Genomic DNA, 17007 nt, shown 5'->3' on the forward strand with positions numbered 1-17007 from the left:
TTATTAAAATTCACCCTTAAACCAGCTTTTGACCCGATTCAAAAGACTGGTAACCCCTTGACGTTCAGGACGTTCGAACTGACGTTCGATTACGCGTCTGGCGCCGTAATGAAGCAAACCTATTCCTGTAGCGTAAATAGGTTGATCTACATATTCATTTAATCCTTTAACTGGTAGCGGTGATGCAACCCTTACTGGCATGCCAAATGTTGCTTCAGCAATATCCACCGCGCCGGTAATCATTGATGTACCGCCTGTTAACACGATCCCTGCAGCAATTTGATCTTCTAAACCACTGTCAGTTAATTCTTTAAGCACTAATTCAAATAGCTCTTGATACCTTGGCTCGACAACCTCTGCTAACGTATGACGTGACATACTGCGAGAAGGTCTGCCACCAACTGAGGGGACTTCAATGCTATCTTCGCGACTAACCATAGCGCTTCTGGCGCTGGCAAACTGTACTTTGATTTGCTCTGCATGGGTCAGCGGTGTTCTAAATATTTTAGCTATGTCACTACTGACTTGATTGCCTGCGACTGATATCACTGCGCAATGCCTTAGTGCACCGTTGGTATAAACCGCAATATCTGTGGTGCCACCACCGATATCAACAATACACACGCCTAAATCTTTTTCATCATTGGTCAGCACTGAGTCAGCTGATGCAATACCTGCAAACACCAAGTCATCAACAGTTAGGCCGCAGCGCTCAACGCTCTTAGTAATATTTTTCGCCATGTCGTTAGCACAAGTAACGATGTGCGCTTTGGCTTCCATTCGCATACCCGACATACCAATTGGGCTTTTTATCCCGTCTTGAACGTCAATTGAGTATTCCTGTGGTAACACATGCAAAATTCTTCGCTCTGTCGGGATTTTCACCGAACGAGCTGTATGGATGACATTGTCCACATCTTCTTGGGTAACTTCTTCGTCATTAATTGACACCATGCCGTTTTCGTTTTGGCAGGCGATATGTTTACCTGAAATACTTAAATACACTGATGATACTTGGCAATCGGCCATCAATTCAGCTTGGTCTAATGCACGTTGTACACTTCTTACAATCGAATCCAGATCATTTACGCCGCCCTTGTCCATACCACGAGAAGGGTGATTACCTAAACCAACCACGCTTATCTCGCCATCTGGCAGTACTTCGCCAATAATAACTGCGACCTTAGATGTACCGATATCTAAGCCTACGATAAGATTTCTTTCCTGATTCTTGGTCATTAATGTCGACTCTCTGTTTTAGTATCATCCCAGCCAACTGCGACACCTGTGTCATAGCGCAAATCAATTGTCGCTATTGGCTTTTTATTTTGTATTATTTCAGGGTAAACATTTATAAATCTTTGTATTCTAGACATCTTATCTTCTCGACCTAATTCAAGAAGAATGCCGTTATCTAATGTTGCATGCCAAGCATGGCGTGGGCTTAAACTTAAACTTGCTAAGGTAAAGCCATTAATACTTAATAAATCTGCTAATTGCTGATAGCTAGTTAACACTTCAGCTGACATATCCTCAGGACCTGACAACATAGGCAAGGCATTAATCATGGGATGGGCCTGGGCTTTAAACGCTTCACCGTCCACATTAAGCCAATCATTGCCATTCCAATGCGCTACCGCTTGTTGCTCTTGCAAGTTCACTTTCAACTTAGCTGGCCATTCGCGTCTGACTGAGGCGCGATATACCCAAGGTAAAGCCTCTAAAGCGTGCTGCACTTCAACCACATCGGCACTAAAAAAGCTGCTCTGCATCAAGGCCTGTAGCGCCGCTTGAATATCTGCGTCACTGGTATATAAACGCTCGCCGTGAATTGCTACGGCCTCAATGGGCAAGGCATCTGCATCATTAAGCAGCGTATTTAACTTTAAACTGGCCCAGACAATGGTCATTAACACCATGAGCAAAAACAATAACCCGGTATACAAGTACCAGTTGATTTCACTCAAATGGCTTCGTAACTGACGGGCTTTATCACTCCACGCCACGGTTACTGTAACTCCACAATGTACAATGTCACTTTCATTGGCCAATTCACCATTATATCTAGCATACCGATTGTAATAAAGTATCTATTTTACAATCATTTATAGTGCAAAAATTACTCACCACTTTTAGCATTGTTTAAATTATCAAAACCTAAATTGGTTGTAGCTAGCAATTTGGACAAAGCGCCGATATTACCTGCACCTTGGGTTAGCAATAAATCACCCTCTTGCAATACGTCAGGCAATACATCGGTTAATAGCTCAGGTGAAGCCACAAATATCGGTTCCACTTGACCTCTTAAACGGATAGAGCGACATAAAGCGCGTCCATCTGCACCAGGAATGACACTTTCGCCAGCGGCATAGACATCCAGTAATAGCAGTCCATCTACCTGTGACAGCACCTCGATAAAGTCATCATATAAGTCGCGAGTACGGCTGTAACGATGAGGCTGATAGGCCATCACTAAACGCTTATCTGGCCAACCTGCTCTAGCGGCTTTAATCGTTGCCAATACTTCACTTGGGTGATGACCGTAATCATCAACTAGCATCACCTTGCCATTAGCGGTATCAAACTCGCCAAGATGCTGAAAACGTCTCCCAATGCCTTCAAAGTCAGCAAGGGCTGTTACAATCGCTTCATCATCTATTTCATCTTCTGATGCCACTGCAATAGCAGCAAGCGCATTAAGTACATTGTGTTCGCCAGGTAGATTTAACACGATATCTAAATCATCACGGTTTTTACGGCGCACGCTAAATTGGCTTTGATGACCAACTTGCTTGAAGTTAAGCGCCTGTACATCTGCTTGCTCACTGAAACCGTAAGTCACAACCTGACGGCCAACTCTTGGCATAATCTCTTGGATCACTTCATCATCAATACACATCACCGCAACACCATAAAAAGGCAGGTTATGTAAAAAGTCGACAAAGGTTGTTTTCAATTTTTCAAAATCGCCGCCATAGGTATCCATATGATCAGCTTCAATATTGGTAACCACACTCACCATTGGCTGCAAATGCAGAAAGCTGGCATCACTTTCATCGGCTTCTGCAATCAAATAACGACTAGTGCCTAAACGCGCATTAGTACCAGCACTATTTAATAAGCCGCCAATCACAAATGTCGGATCGCGCTCAGCTTGGCCATAAACACTGGCAATTAAGCTAGTTGTAGTGGTTTTACCGTGCGTGCCTGCAATGGCTACACCATGGCGATAACGCATTAACTCAGCAAGCATTTCAGCACGGCGCACTATAGGAATGCGGCGCTGCTTCGCTTCAATGATTTCTGGGTTCTCGTTGTTAATAGCCGTTGACACGACCACCACATCCACATCAACCACGCTTTGCGCCTGATGGCCAATAATAATCTTAGCGCCTAAACTGGCTAACCTTTGTGTCACTGTGTTTTCAGCGATGTCAGATCCACTGATGTGGTAGCCTTCATTCACTAATACTTCTGCAATTCCACCCATACCAGCACCGCCAATACCGACGAAATGGATTTTCTTAATCCGTCGCATTTCTGGGATCATGGTGCGTAATTGGGCGTACTTTTCTGTCTTGGTCATGTCAATCCTTTCGTGCTAATTCAGCACAAATACTCGCGACTCGTTGGGTTGCATCTAATACAGCAACACTTCTGGCTTGATGTGCCATCTGTGAAACAACTTGTCGGTTTTCAGCAAAGAGGGTTAACTTCTCAGCTAAATTATCTGCATTTAATATGGTTTGCGGTAATAAAAATGCCGCTCCCGCTTCAACTAATACTGAAGCATTTTTAGTTTGGTGATCATCCACAGCATGTGGATAAGGCACCAAGATACTGCCGCGTCCTACGGCTGCCAGCTCTGATACGGTTAATGCACCAGAACGGCAAACAACCACATCTGCCCAGCGATAAGCCGCTTCCATATCATCAATAAACTCAGCTACATTGACGCTAGCAGCTTGACCTTTATCTTGATAAAGCGCTTTTACTTTCGCTTCATTGCCTTTGCCCACCTGATGCCAAACGGTCACCGAATGATGCAGGCTAATATGCGCCACAACAGCTGGCATAACATCGTTAAAAATTTTGGCGCCTAAACTGCCGCCCACCACTAATACTTTTAAGGCTTCATCTTCAGCAAATTTGGCGCTTTGTCCTAACTCAAGTAACTCTTGACGAATAGGGTTACCGACCACCTCCGCTTTAACTGCGGGCAAAAATGTATTGGGAAATGCACACAATACTTTGCTGGCAATCTTAGATAACAACTTGTTGGTCATTCCTGGGATGGCATTTTGCTCATGCAGCACCAGTGGAATGCCTGATAATTTAGCCGCAACCCCGCCAGGGCCACTGGCAAAGCCACCCATGCCTAAAATAACATCGGGCTTATATTCATTAATAAAGGCTTTTGCCTGAATGATTGAACGTAAAATTTTAAAAGGCGCGGCTAATTTTCGAATAATGCCATTGCCTCGCACCCCTTTAATATCGATAAACTCAATATCAAACCCATGCTGAGGCACTAACCTTGCCTCCATTCTGTCGGCCGTCCCTAACCAACGAACTTGCCAACCTTTATCTGCTAACGCTTTAGCTACCGCTAATGCAGGGAACACATGTCCACCTGTACCGCCCGCCATTACCAATAATTTCGGTGCGTTGGTCATATTAGGGCTCATTTTTTTACTCTCCCTTGCACCGCTTGAATCAAACTTATTCGCCGTTCATGGTCGATGCGGATCAATAACATCGCTGCGGCTGTCATCACCCACAAACTACTGCCACCATAACTAATAAAAGGTAACGTCAAGCCTTTAGTCGGTAACATACCGATACTGGCGCCAACGTTAACCACTGTTTGGAAACAAATCCAAATACCAATACCGTAGGCTAAATAACTTTCAAACGGGCGTTGAATACTCAAACATAAATTGCCCAATCGAATGGCTCTAAATGCCACAAAAAACAATACTGTTAATACACAAACAATACCTACGAAGCCTAACTCTTCACCAATCACGGCAAAGATAAAGTCGGTATGCGCTTCAGGCAGGTAAGATAATTTTTGAATACTATTACCTAAACCTTGACCGAATAAGTCACCACGGCCATAAGCCATTAATGACTGAGTCAACTGATATCCGCTACCAAATGGGTCTTCCCACGGGTCCATAAATGAGGTTACCCGCCGCATCCGGTAAGGCTCAAAAATCACCAAAAAGATAAACGAGCCAATACCAAAAAACATCAACACTAAAAAGTCTAAAATCCGTGCACCAGCAAGAAATAACAGACTTACAGTGCAGACGAACAATACCACTACGGTACCTAAATCTGGTTGCGCTAAAATCAATACTGCGAATAAGGTAAATACGATAATAGGCTTAATAAAACCCCTACTGTTCTCCCTTAATTCACCATGACGACGGACTAAATATCCCGCCATGTAAACAATAAACACAAACTTTGCGATTTCAGCCACTTGAATTCGCACCGGTCCAACACTTAACCAGCGCGTCGCGCCATTAACTGTGGTTCCGACAATCAAGACTGCAACCAGCATCAGTAACACAGCCAGCACCAAATACGCGCTATAGCGTTCCCAGGTTTTCATTTCTATATTGAGCACAGCGTAAGCAATCACGCCACAACCCATTAAATACGCCACATGACGATAAATAAAATGAAATGGGTTATCTGTCAGTTTTTGCGCTTCTGGCATTGAGGCAGACATCACCATCACAAAACCAAATGCAATCAAGCCCATTACCGCAACCAATAAACTGCGGTCATATAGCTGCTCACTAGGCCCACTCTCAGACAAGATATTAGGCCACGGCCGCTTGAGGACTTGTTGGAATAAGCTAAGTTGCTGCTCAGCCTTCGCCATCGGCAATTTGCTCCACTAATTGCTTAAAGTCATTGCCGCGTTCCATAAAGTTTTTGTACATATCAGTACTCGCACAAGCTGGTGACAACAATACGATATCGCCTGAGAACGTTATTTCTACGGCTTTATTGACCGCTGCAGCAAGATCGCTGACCTGAATACTATCAGCCTTTAAAGCTGCGATTTTTGCACCATCTTTACCAAAGGTAATTAATTGAGTGACGTTATTGAGCGACTCCCTCAGCTCTTTAAAGTCTGAGCCTTTACCGTCTCCGCCAGCAATCAGTACTAAGTCACCTAAATGATCACTTAAGCCATTTAATGCCGCTACAGTTGCACCAACATTAGTCGCCTTAGAGTCATTTATATAGGTAACGCCTTGCTTAATACCCGCCATTTCACAACGATGTTCAAGACCTTTAAAGTTGCTGGCAACCTCGGTCATAAACTTTTTATCAATACCGCAAGCATCGGTTAGTGCCATAGCAGCAAGTAAATTGGCGTGATTATGACTGCCGATTAAACTGACCTCATGCAGATTCATGATTTCACTTTCACCGTGGAAAATCTTGCCATCAGCAATCCCCCAAGCATCGCCTTCAGGTACACCTAAACCAAAGGTATTTTGGTTTGTTGGCTCATCAGGAAATGTCAGTGGGTCATCACGGTTAAACATCACAAAGCGGCTTTGTGGATATAAGCGTAACTTAGCTTCTCTATAAGCATGCAGATCATGATATCTATCCATATGATCTTCACTAATATTAAGGCAGGTTGCCGCCACACAATTTAAGCTAAAAGTGGTTTCCAGCTGAAAGCTAGATAGCTCCAATACAAAAATATCCGCATCGGTTGCCAGTAAATCTAATACAGGAATACCAATATTGCCGCCAACAGCGACCTTTTTACCGGCTGCTTTTAATATGTCGTAAACCAAGGTAGTCACAGTGGTTTTACCGTTTGAGCCAGTAATCGCTACCACGCAAGGTGACTTTTCAGCAACCGCACGGGCAAACAGCTCCACATCGCCAATCACTTCAATACCCATGTCCATCGCCGCGCGAATTTCCGGCGTATCAATAGCGATGCCTGGACTGACAATAATTTGCTGCGCCTGCACTAAAGAGCGGCACATAAAGCCACCAGTAATTAGTTCAACCTCAGGGAACTCTGCTGCCAGAGTATCGCTTCCAGGCGGCGTTCTGCGGCTATCCATCACCAGTGGGGTAATACCTTGGGACATTAAGTAGCGCACAACAGAAATACCTGTTGCGCCTAATCCCAATACGATGTGTGAATAGCATGTTTGCATTGCTAACTACCTTAACTTAAGCGTTGCCAGCCCTAGCATGACTAGGAATAGTGAAATAATCCAAAAGCGCACAATCACTCTTGGCTCCGGCCAACCTTTTAATTCGTAATGGTGGTGAATAGGTGCCATTCTAAAAATCCGCTGACCGCGCAATTTATATGAACCCACCTGTAAAATCACCGACACCGTTTCCATCACAAAAACGCCGCCCATAATCACCAATAACACTTCTTGGCGGACTAACACTGCAATGGCGCCCAATCCTGCACCTAATGCTAATGAGCCTACATCACCCATAAACACTTGCGCTGGGTAGGTGTTAAACCATAAAAACCCTAAACCAGCCCCGACTATCGCGGTACATACAATCACTAGTTCACCAGCATCCGGCAAGTGTGGAATATGTAAATAACTCGCAAACTGTGCATGACCTGATAAATAGGCAATCAATGCAAATGCAGCTGCTACCATAACAGTTGGCATGATAGCTAAACCATCAAGACCATCGGTTAAGTTAACCGCGTTACTGGCACCCACTATGGTGAAGTACGCAAGAACAATATAAAGCAGTCCAAGTTGCGGCATCACATCTTTTAAAAATGGCACCACTAGCTGGGTTTCACCCGGCAGCGTTGCCGAGCTATATAAATAGATGGCTACCGCTAATGCCGCTATGGATTGCGATGCATATTTCCAGCGAGCAATCAGACCTTTAGAGTCTTTTTTTACCACTTTCAAATAATCATCTAAGAAACCAATCGCGCCAAAAGTACCTAATACAAATAGCATGACGATGACATATCGATTTGATAAATCACCCCATAATAAAACACTGACAAATATGCCTGCCAAGATCAGCAAACCACCCATTGTAGGGGTGCCACGCTTACTAAAATGTGACTCTGGGCCGTCATTTCTGACCACTTGGCCAATTTGTAATAACTGCAAACGTTCGATCAATTTAGGACCAAACCACAAGCTAAAAATAAGCCCTGTCATCAAACCTAAGATCGCTCTAAACGTTACATATGAAAAAACATTAAACCCGCTATAAAATTGGGTTAAATACTCAGCTAAATAAGCCAGCATCTACACAAACTCCCCACGCCCATTGGCATCCAACAACACTTCGACTACAGTTTCCATTGCTGCGCTTCGTGAACCTTTAACTAAAATAGTTACCTCACCCGATAACTGATTTACTTTTTTAATCATTGCCTGCGCGACGGATTTTGAATCACTAAAGTGTTCAGAACCAAAGGCTTTGCTGGTTTCAGCGCTTAGCTGTCCGCAACAAAACAAGGCATCAATACCCGCTGATTTGGCTTGTTGGCCGACCTCGGCATGCAAAAGGGCGCTATTGTCGCCCAATTCACCCAAATCTCCCAGCACTAAACATCGAAAACCTCGAGTTTGTTTTAACCAGTTAATCGCAGCGTCCACTGATGTTGGGTTGGCATTGTAACTATCATCAACCAGTAAAATACGCCCCAGCTTGTGCGGCACCATTCGCCCTTTTACTGGCGTTAGGCTTGAAAGCCCGTTAATAATATCTTTGAGGGCGACGCCTAATGCAGTACAAATGGCGCTGGCAGCTAAAGCATTACTGACCTGATGCTCTCCTGCTAAAGGAAGCTGCACAAAATGGGACTGGCCAGAAACTTCTAAATTAAAGGCATAACAACCACTTGCATCAGCTTTAAGCGCTAATGCTTTAATATCTGCATCTGTGGTGGCTACTTTAGAAAAACGCAGCTGCTTAAATGCGGCTGATTTTTGCGCCATAAACTCAGCAAAGTCATCATCGGCATTGATAATGGCGGTGCCATCTGCGCTGAGGTGGTTAAAGATTTCCGACTTGGCGTGAGCCACGCCTTCAATTGAACCAAAACCTTCTAGGTGTGCATGGCCGATATTATTTACCAGCGCCACCTGAGGCATCACCAAAGATGAAGTATAGTTAATCTCGCCTTGATGATTGGCGCCCAGTTCAAAAACGCCATATTCATGCTCTTGGGTTAATCGCAATAAGGTTAACGGTACCCCGATTTCATTATTAAAATTACCGGCGGTATAAAGCACGCTATGATGCTGGCTTAAAATAGCTGCCACCATTTCTTTTACTGTAGTTTTGCCATTTGAGCCCGTCAAAGCGATGGCTTTAGGGGTTACCTTAGCGCGCACTAACGCGCCGATTTCGCCCATGGCTATTTGGCTATTTGCCACTATAATTTGCGGAATATCAAGCTCAAGCTGACGTTCAACCAATAAGGCTTTAGCGCCATTATCAATGGCGGTTTTTGCAAAGCTATGGCCATCAAAACGTAAGCCTTTTAACGCCACAAATAAGGTATTGGCTTGCATCGCTCGGCTATCACTGCTGACATCATCAATACAAATGTCATCGCCCACGAGCTTGCCATTAAGGGTTTGCGCCAGCTGTGAAAGCATCAGGGCAATCATAAGCGCTCCTTTAATGCCATGTTAGACGTTGGCTGAGTGAGTTCGATAGCCAGTGCTCTTTCATCATATTCAGTTCTGATGCCATTGGCCTCTTGATAGGTTTCATGGCCTTTACCTGCAAGCAACACAATATCGCCTGTTTGAGCCAGTGAAGCCACGGTGTTAATTGCTTTAATGCGATCAACTTGTGTTAGTGCACGCTCAGGAAATGCCAAACCCGCTAATACATCCTCAATAATGGCCGCAGGATTTTCACTACGAGCATTGTCACTGGTGACCATCACAGTATCAGCAAACTGCTCGGCCGCTTGGGCCATTAAAGGCCGCTTGCCTTTATCTCTATCACCGCCACAACCAAAGACACACCAAAGCTTGCCTTTACAATGAATCCGCAGCGCTTTTAACGCTTGTTCGATAGCATCCGGAGTATGGGCATAATCAACTACCAAGGTGGGCCCCTTTGGCTGATTAAAGCGCTCCATGCGACCAGCAACGGGCGTTAATAGTGGCACTAATTCAAGTAACTCTTGCATGTCATAACCTTGCAAATACAAGCCACTTAGGGCTGCCACAAGGTTTGCTAAGTTAAAGTCACCCAATAAAGGCGAAACAATGCGTCCGCGTAGTGCTAAAGTCGTTTTTTGGCCGCTGTGATTATCCAGGTGTGGGTAAACAAAATCACACTGCACACCAGCATCATTGAACTGCATATTGTCAGTATAAAATTGCGCCGTTTTATTGGCGCTAATGCTAAAGCCATAGATGGAATCTGTTGTTAGCTCATCGAACCATTGCTGACCAACACCATCATCAAGATTAATCAAACCATTTTTGACGCAGGAAAAGGTGAACAGACGCTTTTTAGCTGCGCCATAAGCATCCATATCACCATGGTAATCAAGGTGATCACGACTTAAATTAGTAAAAATAGCAGTATCAAAAGGCACGGCTTCCACTCGGCCTTGCACTAAGCCATGACTGGAGACTTCAATGGCGCACACATTGACCCGTTCGGCTTGAAATTGGTGTAATTGACGGATCAAAGTAATGGCATCAGCAGTGGTATTGCCACTATCGATTAATTGACCCCAAACACCATTGCCCAATGTACCCATGACTGCAGCTTTTTGCTGTTTAAGTGATACCAATTGCGCAATAAGCTGGCTAACAGAAGTTTTACCATTAGTTCCCGTAACCCCAATAATCGCCATTGGTGAATGATTAACCGGATACAACTGCGCTGCAACAGCCGAAAGCTGCCGAGTTAATTGAAAAAACGATATCAGCACCGCGCCATTATCTTGGTATTCAACTTGACCATGTTCATCAGGGTTATCGGTATGAATTAACGCCCCCACTGCACCACTTTCAATGGCTTTACTGATAAATTTACGGCCATCAACCTTGTGGCCTGGCAAGGCGACAAATAAACCACCTTGGGATACTTGGCGGCTATCAAGGCTCAGCGTATCCACTGACTCAACGCCAGCATAATGAAACCAGGGTGCTAATAAATCACTAAGCAGCATTATTCAGCCCTCTTAGCAATGGCGGCCAATTTAACTTTTTCTTGTTCATTTAATGGTTCTACATTCAGCATCTGTAACGCACCAGACATAATTTTTGCAAATACGGGGCCTGCCACATCGCCACCGTGATAACGGTCGCCTTTGGGTTCATTAACCACAATAGAAATAGCTAAACGGGGATTATGCACTGGCGCAACCCCGGCAAACAGTGCGACATAATCATCACCGTAACCACCGGCGACAGACTTACGACTAGTACCCGTTTTACCCGCAATAGGATAACCATCAATATGGGCTTTGGTGGCGGTGCCGCCACGTTCAGTTACCCCTAGCATCATTTCCATGACATCTTGGGCGACTTGCTGTGAAATAACTTGTTCACCTTTAGGTGCTTGTTTTAGCTTTAAAATTGATACTGGATACAAGACACCGCCGCTACCTAAAGTGGCATACATTCTGGCTAATTGCAGTGGGGTGGCCGTTAAACCATAGCCATAAGATAAGGTCGCGCGTTCAAAGTCAGACCAACGACGACGATCATGGATAAGGCCGGCGCTTTCACCTGCTAAGTTAATTCCTGAATAATTACCCAAGCCCATTGACTGGTAAGTCCCCAATAATTCTTGCACCGGCATCGATAAAGAGACTTTACTGATCCCCACGTTACTAGACTTAACCAAGATTTTATCTAAGGTCATATTGCCGTAATTAACCGTATCACGCACTTGACGGCCACCAACACGCATCCAGCCTGGTGAGGTGTTAATCATATCATCACGTTCAACAGTGCCCGCTTGCAGCGCAGCTGCGACCACAAAAGGTTTTACAGTGGAGCCCGGCTCAAAAGTATCGGTTAAGGCGCGGTTGCGCATGCGGTGAGATTGTAAGTTTTCTCGAGAATTGGGGTTATATGACGGTGTATTCACCATCGCCAGTACTTCGCCGGTGTGTACATCAAGTACCACCACTGAGCCTGAAGTGGCTTGGTTTATTTCTGTGGCGCGTTTTAATTCGCGATAAGCTAGCTGCTGAATGCGTTGATCGATACTCAAGACTAAATCATTTGAGCTCTCGCCTTCTTCCACCATATCTAAACGCTGTACTACTTTACCATCGCGGGATTTACGGACTTTTTGTTTTGAAGGGGTACCAGTAAGCCAGCTATCGTAAGCACTTTCGATGCCTTCAATGCCTACATCATCAATATTAGTTAAACCCACTAGCTGGGCGGCAGTTTCACCTGCGGGATAATAGCGGCGTGATTCAGACTTTAAATAGATGCCAGCAATTTTCAGTTGCTTGATGTATTCCGCTACCGCAGGGGTCACTTGACGCTTAAGGTAAATAAAGCGCCTTTTAGGGTCGCGCTGCACCTTACTCACAATCTCATCAACTGGCTCATGTAAAATATCTGCCAGCGCTTTCCAGCGGCGCATATCTTTAAATGCATCTTTATCGTGGGATATTTTAGGATCAGCCCACACAGCTCGTACTGGCACACTCACTGCCAGCATTTCACCATTTCTGTCGGTGATTAGGCCGCGCTGTACTTGATTACTGGTGGTGCGTAAGGTGCGCATGTCACTTTCGTGACGTAGTTTTTCAGGCTCAATAATTTGAATATAGGCGGCACGGGCAATTAACGCAGTAAACAGCAGCAGCACAAAACCCACCACAACGAATAGTCGCCATGGGATCAGTTCAGGGTTTAATTTACGTTTAGCTTGTCTGCTCATTATTCCTTTCTCATTGCAGCCTTATAACCACTTCTTCTTTAGGTAGTGGTCGCACCATTTTTAAATCTTTAGTGGCGATCCTTGTCACTCGACTGTGTTCTGACTTAGATTGCTCTTCCAGCAACAAGTTGCGCCATTCAATATCTAAACGATCACGTTCTTGTAATAGCTGATCTAATTGCGAGGTCTGTTTTCGGGTCGCATAGCTGGTATACACCACACTCATCGCATTGCCGACTACAATTAGCGTCAGCAATAATATCCACTTGTGCTGCCAAATATCGGCTAACACAATGCGGGATAAATTGATTGATGACGGTGCCAATATAACCTCAGTAATTAATAATCAAGTCGCTGCGCAACGCGCAACACCGAGCTTCTTGCTCGTGGGTTTTGTTCAATTTCGACATCAGAAGGCTTCATCGCCTTACCAATGGCTTTTAACTTTTTAGATTTATTAATTTCAGCTTCAGTGATGGGCAAGCCATGAGGTACGCTTTCACCTTGGCTATGGCGACGAATAAAGCGCTTCACCATACGATCTTCTAATGAATGGAAACTGATCACCGATAAACGCCCTTCTGGGGCCAGTACCGACACAGCACCTTCAAGGGCTTGATCAATTTGCTCTAATTCACTATTGATATAAATTCTAATCGCCTGGAACACCCGCGTTGCAGGATGCTTATTACGCTCTTTATTTTTAGTAATTCGGGCAATAAGGTCAGCTAAATCTTTGGTTCTTAAAAAGGGTTTTTCATCTCGATCAGCAGCAATACAGCGAGCGATGTGACGCGAGTTTTTCTCTTCGCCATAGGTTTTAAATACCCAAGCCATATCTTCAATTTCAGCTCTCGCTAACCACTGAGCGGCCGTTTGACCCTGGCTGTTATCCATACGCATATCCAATGGACCATCACGTAAAAAACTAAAACCACGCTCAGCATCATCTAATTGCGGTGAAGACACGCCTAAATCCAATAACACGCCATTGATTTTGCCTTTCAAACCTAACTCAGTAACGTATTCGGCCAACTGGCCAAAGCCACCATGCACAATTTGAAAGCGGGGATCATCGGCGAACTGTTTAGCCGCTTCAATGGCTTGCGGATCTCTATCGATGGCAATCAAGCGGCCGTTTTCACCGAGCTGACTCAGCACATGCCTTGAATGACCACCACGACCAAAGGTGCCATCAATATAGATGCCATCCGCTTGGATATTTAAACCATCAACGGTTTCTTGTAGCAGTACAGATAAATGGGCAAATTCTTGGCTCATCAGACTCTTCTTAATTAATTATTTATAATGAAAAATTAGCTAATCTTTCATGGCTAGTGAGATCTTCTGCTTGAATTAGCTGATGACTTTCGTCCATCTGCAACTGCCAAGCGGCTTCATCCCACAACTCAAACTTATTCAGCAAACCCACCAGCATGGTTTTCTTTTGCAGGCTGGCAAACTGTCTTAATGCGGGGGGAACGAGCGCACGACCATTACCATCTAACTCACATTCATGAGCGTGGCCTAATAATCTTCGTTTCATGGATCGTTCAATGTGATTGGTGTCTGACAGCTGCATTAGTTTTGCTTCTATCAGTTCCCATTCATGGATTGGATAAATCAATAAACAAGCTGATTGGATATCAACGGTGATGACGACAATGCCACTGTGCTCAACACGCAAGGATTCTCGGTATCGCATTGGTATTGCGATCCGTCCTTTTGCATCCATATTTATCGCACTGGCGCCCCGAAACACGATCATTAATCCCTATGATTTGTTATTAAAATTCCCACAAAAATCCACAATTCCCCACAACCCTTAAGTTTAGGGACACAACACAAGTATTGTCAAGGGATGAGAAGATTAATTAAATCCAGTTCTGAAGCGGGTTCGCAGCAAATTTGATTTAATTTGTTCTAGGTGGAGGAAAGTGGATTTTATGGGGCTAAATGAACGAAACCATACACATAACAACGACTCTATCGAGTAAAATGTGACTAAAATGTGCTAAAAATTGACCATTATCATCTTAAAATGACAATGCCCACTGTATCAAAGTTATATCTTGTATAATAAATATTCACTCACGATGTGAGAAAAACCAGTTCAACAAATTTTATTGCTGCCTTGCGCTTTTAAACCTAAGCAAATTCCAAACTTTTAATATTGCCTTTACGCTAAAACATCCTCAAACAAGGATGACTGCTGGCGTCATATATTCAAACCATTAGCCGCTCAATTTACAATCAAAGCGGCCGATAACAAGATATACTGAATACAGCCTTGAAGGAGGTAATAATGAACCTAGATATTCTCTATGCTGTGACTGCCAGACCGCCAAGGCAGGTTACCACGCCTAAAAAAGAGGTGAAAAAAGTCACTGACTCAGCTGTTATCAGTGCTAATAGCCATGAAGCGCCGCAAACACAATTGCCACCAGCGCCATTAACCAGAAAACAGCTTGCTCAAACCAACAACACCGATGATGCAAATCCGGCCACTAACGACGATACAAACTTCAAGCATATTGATATTGAAATTTAGTCGTTTACCAGTGATTTAAAAATGCCCTTTAGCCGATGGTTTTCCTCACCGCCTTTTTCCATCCGCGATACAAATCCTGACGACAGCTATCATCCATTGCTGGTGAAAAATGCTTATCAGCCACGGCAATGTTTTGTAACTCTTCTGTAGACTGCCAAAAGTTAACCGCAAGACCTGCTAAAAAGGCTGCTCCCATGGCTGTGGTTTCAGTCACTTGCGGACGGATCACATCAACATTGCTGATGTCGGCTTGGAACTGCATTAAAAACTCATTCGCCACTGCGCCACCATCAACGCGGATTTGTTTAAGTTCGACCCCTGAGTCTTGTATCATTGCCTCGAGTAAATCCTTGCTTTGATATGCAATGGCTTCTAACGCTGCGCGAATAATATGGCTACGATTAACCCCGCGGCTAAGTCCGACAATCGCGCCTCTGGCATCCGCTTCCCAATACGGAGCGCCCAAGCCGACAAAGGCTGGTACTAAATATACCCCATTGGTGTCGTCCACTTTATTGGCAAAGTATTCAGTGTCATGAGCATCTTGGATCAAGCCCATTTCGTCCCGCAGCCATTGGATCACCGCGCCGCCCATAAATACTGCCCCTTCAAGGGCATAGTTAACCTTTAAATCAGCGCCTATAGCAATGGTGGTTAATAGGCCATGATCCGAAACCACTGCCTTATCACCGGTGTTCATCAGTAAAAAACAGCCTGTGCCATAGGTATTTTTGGCCATTCCAGGTTCAAAACATAATTGACCAAATAATGCCGATTGCTGATCGCCTGCCATACCCGCCACGGTAATATCGCCACCGACAATGCTGGTTGAACCGTAGACCGCACAAGAGGGTTTCACTTCAGGTAACATCGAAGCCGGAATACCAAAGGCCGTTAATAACTTGTCATCCCACTGCTGCTGATGGATGTTAAACAACATGGTCCGTGAGGCGTTGGTGGGTTCAGTAACATGTACTTTGCCTTTTGTGAGCTTCCACACCAGCCAGGTATCTATGGTGCCAAATAACAACTCACCGGCCTCGGCCTTTTCTCTTGCACCTTCAACATTATCTAGAATCCACTTGATTTTTGAGGCGGAAAAGTACGGGTCGAGCACCAAGCCTGTGGCGGATTTAATATAAGCTTCATAACCATCGGCTTTGAGTTGCTGGCATATACTTTGGCTGCGACGACACTGCCACACAATGGCGTTATAAATCGGCTTGCCGGTTTTTTTATCCCACACTACGGTGGTTTCACGTTGGTTGGTGATGCCCATAGCGGCAACATCATCACCGCTAATACCTGCTCGAGATAGCACTTCAATCAATGATGAACTTTGAGATGACCAAATCTCCATTGGATCATGCTCGACCCAACCGGCCTGAGGATAAATCTGGGTAAACTCACGCTGCGCTACCGCAACCATGTTGGCTTTATGGTCAAATACAATGGCACGAGAGCTGGTTGTGCCTTGATCTAATGCAATAATGTATTTCTTAGCTTGCATATCACTA

The 17007-nt window shown here is 44.6% G+C and carries 15 protein-coding genes; 1 reads left to right on the forward strand and 14 read right to left on the reverse strand.

Annotation, left to right across the window (positions count from 1 at the left end; translation table 11 throughout):
- Nucleotides 1-3 precede the first annotated feature (3 nt).
- The 13 genes from ftsA to mraZ all read right to left on the reverse strand — a co-directional run bounded on the left by ftsA (nucleotide 4) and on the right by mraZ (nucleotide 14701).
- On the reverse strand, nucleotides 4-1239 hold the full coding sequence (gene ftsA, locus BCU57_RS19010) for a cell division protein FtsA (RefSeq protein WP_076537973.1): 1236 nt from the start codon (nucleotides 1237-1239) through the stop codon (nucleotides 4-6).
- On the reverse strand, nucleotides 1239-1967 hold the full coding sequence (locus BCU57_RS19015) for a cell division protein FtsQ/DivIB (RefSeq protein ID WP_076538400.1): 729 nt from the start codon (nucleotides 1965-1967) through the stop codon (nucleotides 1239-1241). The genes ftsA and BCU57_RS19015 overlap by 1 nt, the downstream gene beginning before the upstream one ends.
- Before the next feature lie 152 nt (nucleotides 1968-2119).
- Nucleotides 2120-3586 (reverse strand): UDP-N-acetylmuramate--L-alanine ligase, encoded by a 1467-nt coding sequence (gene murC / locus BCU57_RS19020; RefSeq protein ID WP_102440217.1) that lies wholly within the window; start codon nucleotides 3584-3586, stop codon nucleotides 2120-2122.
- A 1-nt stretch (nucleotide 3587) separates the two neighbouring features.
- Nucleotides 3588-4676, reverse strand: coding sequence for an undecaprenyldiphospho-muramoylpentapeptide beta-N-acetylglucosaminyltransferase (gene murG / locus BCU57_RS19025; protein ID WP_102440225.1), 1089 nt, complete (start codon nucleotides 4674-4676; stop codon nucleotides 3588-3590).
- An 8-nt stretch (nucleotides 4677-4684) separates the two neighbouring features.
- Complete coding sequence (gene ftsW, locus BCU57_RS19030) at nucleotides 4685-5899, reverse strand: cell division protein FtsW (RefSeq protein WP_102440216.1); 1215 nt, start codon at nucleotides 5897-5899, stop codon at nucleotides 4685-4687.
- Nucleotides 5886-7211: a UDP-N-acetylmuramoyl-L-alanine--D-glutamate ligase gene (murD, locus tag BCU57_RS19035; protein ID WP_102440215.1), complete on the reverse strand. Its 1326-nt coding sequence runs from the start codon at nucleotides 7209-7211 to the stop codon at nucleotides 5886-5888. Before murD ends, ftsW begins: the two co-directional genes overlap by 14 nt.
- A gap of 6 nt (nucleotides 7212-7217) precedes the next feature.
- Nucleotides 7218-8300 (reverse strand): phospho-N-acetylmuramoyl-pentapeptide-transferase, encoded by a 1083-nt coding sequence (gene mraY, locus BCU57_RS19040; RefSeq protein WP_102440214.1) that lies wholly within the window; start codon nucleotides 8298-8300, stop codon nucleotides 7218-7220.
- Nucleotides 8301-9674 (reverse strand): UDP-N-acetylmuramoyl-tripeptide--D-alanyl-D-alanine ligase, encoded by a 1374-nt coding sequence (locus BCU57_RS19045; RefSeq protein WP_102440213.1) that lies wholly within the window; start codon nucleotides 9672-9674, stop codon nucleotides 8301-8303.
- Nucleotides 9671-11206: a UDP-N-acetylmuramoyl-L-alanyl-D-glutamate--2,6-diaminopimelate ligase gene (gene murE / locus BCU57_RS19050; RefSeq protein WP_102440212.1), complete on the reverse strand. Its 1536-nt coding sequence runs from the start codon at nucleotides 11204-11206 to the stop codon at nucleotides 9671-9673. Before murE ends, BCU57_RS19045 begins: the two co-directional genes overlap by 4 nt.
- The gene (locus BCU57_RS19055) at nucleotides 11203-12939 is read right to left on the reverse strand and encodes a peptidoglycan D,D-transpeptidase FtsI family protein (protein ID WP_102440211.1); all 1737 of its coding nucleotides are present in this window, start codon (nucleotides 12937-12939) and stop codon (nucleotides 11203-11205) included. Before BCU57_RS19055 ends, murE begins: the two co-directional genes overlap by 4 nt.
- A gap of 10 nt (nucleotides 12940-12949) precedes the next feature.
- Complete coding sequence (gene ftsL / locus BCU57_RS19060; RefSeq protein WP_102440210.1) at nucleotides 12950-13264, reverse strand: cell division protein FtsL; 315 nt, start codon at nucleotides 13262-13264, stop codon at nucleotides 12950-12952.
- Between the two features lie 14 nt (nucleotides 13265-13278).
- A complete protein-coding gene (gene rsmH, locus BCU57_RS19065; RefSeq protein ID WP_102440209.1) occupies nucleotides 13279-14220 on the reverse strand; it encodes a 16S rRNA (cytosine(1402)-N(4))-methyltransferase RsmH in 942 nt (313 codons plus the stop codon).
- A 22-nt stretch (nucleotides 14221-14242) separates the two neighbouring features.
- A complete protein-coding gene (gene mraZ, locus BCU57_RS19070; protein WP_102440224.1) occupies nucleotides 14243-14701 on the reverse strand; it encodes a division/cell wall cluster transcriptional repressor MraZ in 459 nt (152 codons plus the stop codon).
- Between the two features lie 543 nt (nucleotides 14702-15244).
- Here mraZ and BCU57_RS19075 point away from each other — a divergent pair.
- The gene (locus BCU57_RS19075) at nucleotides 15245-15490 is read left to right on the forward strand and encodes a hypothetical protein (RefSeq protein WP_102440208.1); all 246 of its coding nucleotides are present in this window, start codon (nucleotides 15245-15247) and stop codon (nucleotides 15488-15490) included.
- A gap of 28 nt (nucleotides 15491-15518) precedes the next feature.
- On the opposite strand, the gene glpK is transcribed toward BCU57_RS19075, so the two are convergent.
- Nucleotides 15519-17000, reverse strand: a complete 1482-nt coding sequence (glpK, locus tag BCU57_RS19080; protein WP_102440207.1) for a glycerol kinase GlpK — start codon at nucleotides 16998-17000, stop codon at nucleotides 15519-15521.
- Nucleotides 17001-17007: the final 7 nt, after the last annotated feature.

It is taken from the genome of Shewanella sp. 10N.286.48.B5 (genome assembly GCF_002874355.2).
GTDB lineage: Bacteria > Pseudomonadota > Gammaproteobacteria > Enterobacterales > Shewanellaceae > Shewanella.

Excerpts from the sequence above, each read along its gene's own strand:
- ftsA (WP_076537973.1), bottom strand. The coding sequence starts at position 1,239 with ATGACCAAGAATCAGGAAAGAAATCTTATCGTAGGCTTAGATATCGGT.
- murC (WP_102440217.1), bottom strand. The coding sequence starts at position 3,586 with ATGACCAAGACAGAAAAGTACGCCCAATTACGCACCATGATCCCAGAA.
- murG (WP_102440225.1), bottom strand. The coding sequence starts at position 4,676 with ATGACCAACGCACCGAAATTATTGGTAATGGCGGGCGGTACAGGTGGA.
- ftsW (WP_102440216.1), bottom strand. The coding sequence starts at position 5,899 with ATGGCGAAGGCTGAGCAGCAACTTAGCTTATTCCAACAAGTCCTCAAG.
- murD (WP_102440215.1), bottom strand. The coding sequence starts at position 7,211 with ATGCAAACATGCTATTCACACATCGTATTGGGATTAGGCGCAACAGGT.
- mraY (WP_102440214.1), bottom strand. The coding sequence starts at position 8,300 with ATGCTGGCTTATTTAGCTGAGTATTTAACCCAATTTTATAGCGGGTTT.
- BCU57_RS19045 (WP_102440213.1), bottom strand. The coding sequence starts at position 9,674 with ATGATTGCCCTGATGCTTTCACAGCTGGCGCAAACCCTTAATGGCAAG.
- BCU57_RS19055 (WP_102440211.1), bottom strand. The coding sequence starts at position 12,939 with ATGAGCAGACAAGCTAAACGTAAATTAAACCCTGAACTGATCCCATGG.
- rsmH (WP_102440209.1), bottom strand. The coding sequence starts at position 14,220 with ATGAGCCAAGAATTTGCCCATTTATCTGTACTGCTACAAGAAACCGTT.
- BCU57_RS19075 (WP_102440208.1), top strand. The coding sequence starts at position 15,245 with ATGAACCTAGATATTCTCTATGCTGTGACTGCCAGACCGCCAAGGCAG.
- glpK (WP_102440207.1), bottom strand. The coding sequence starts at position 17,000 with ATGCAAGCTAAGAAATACATTATTGCATTAGATCAAGGCACAACCAGC.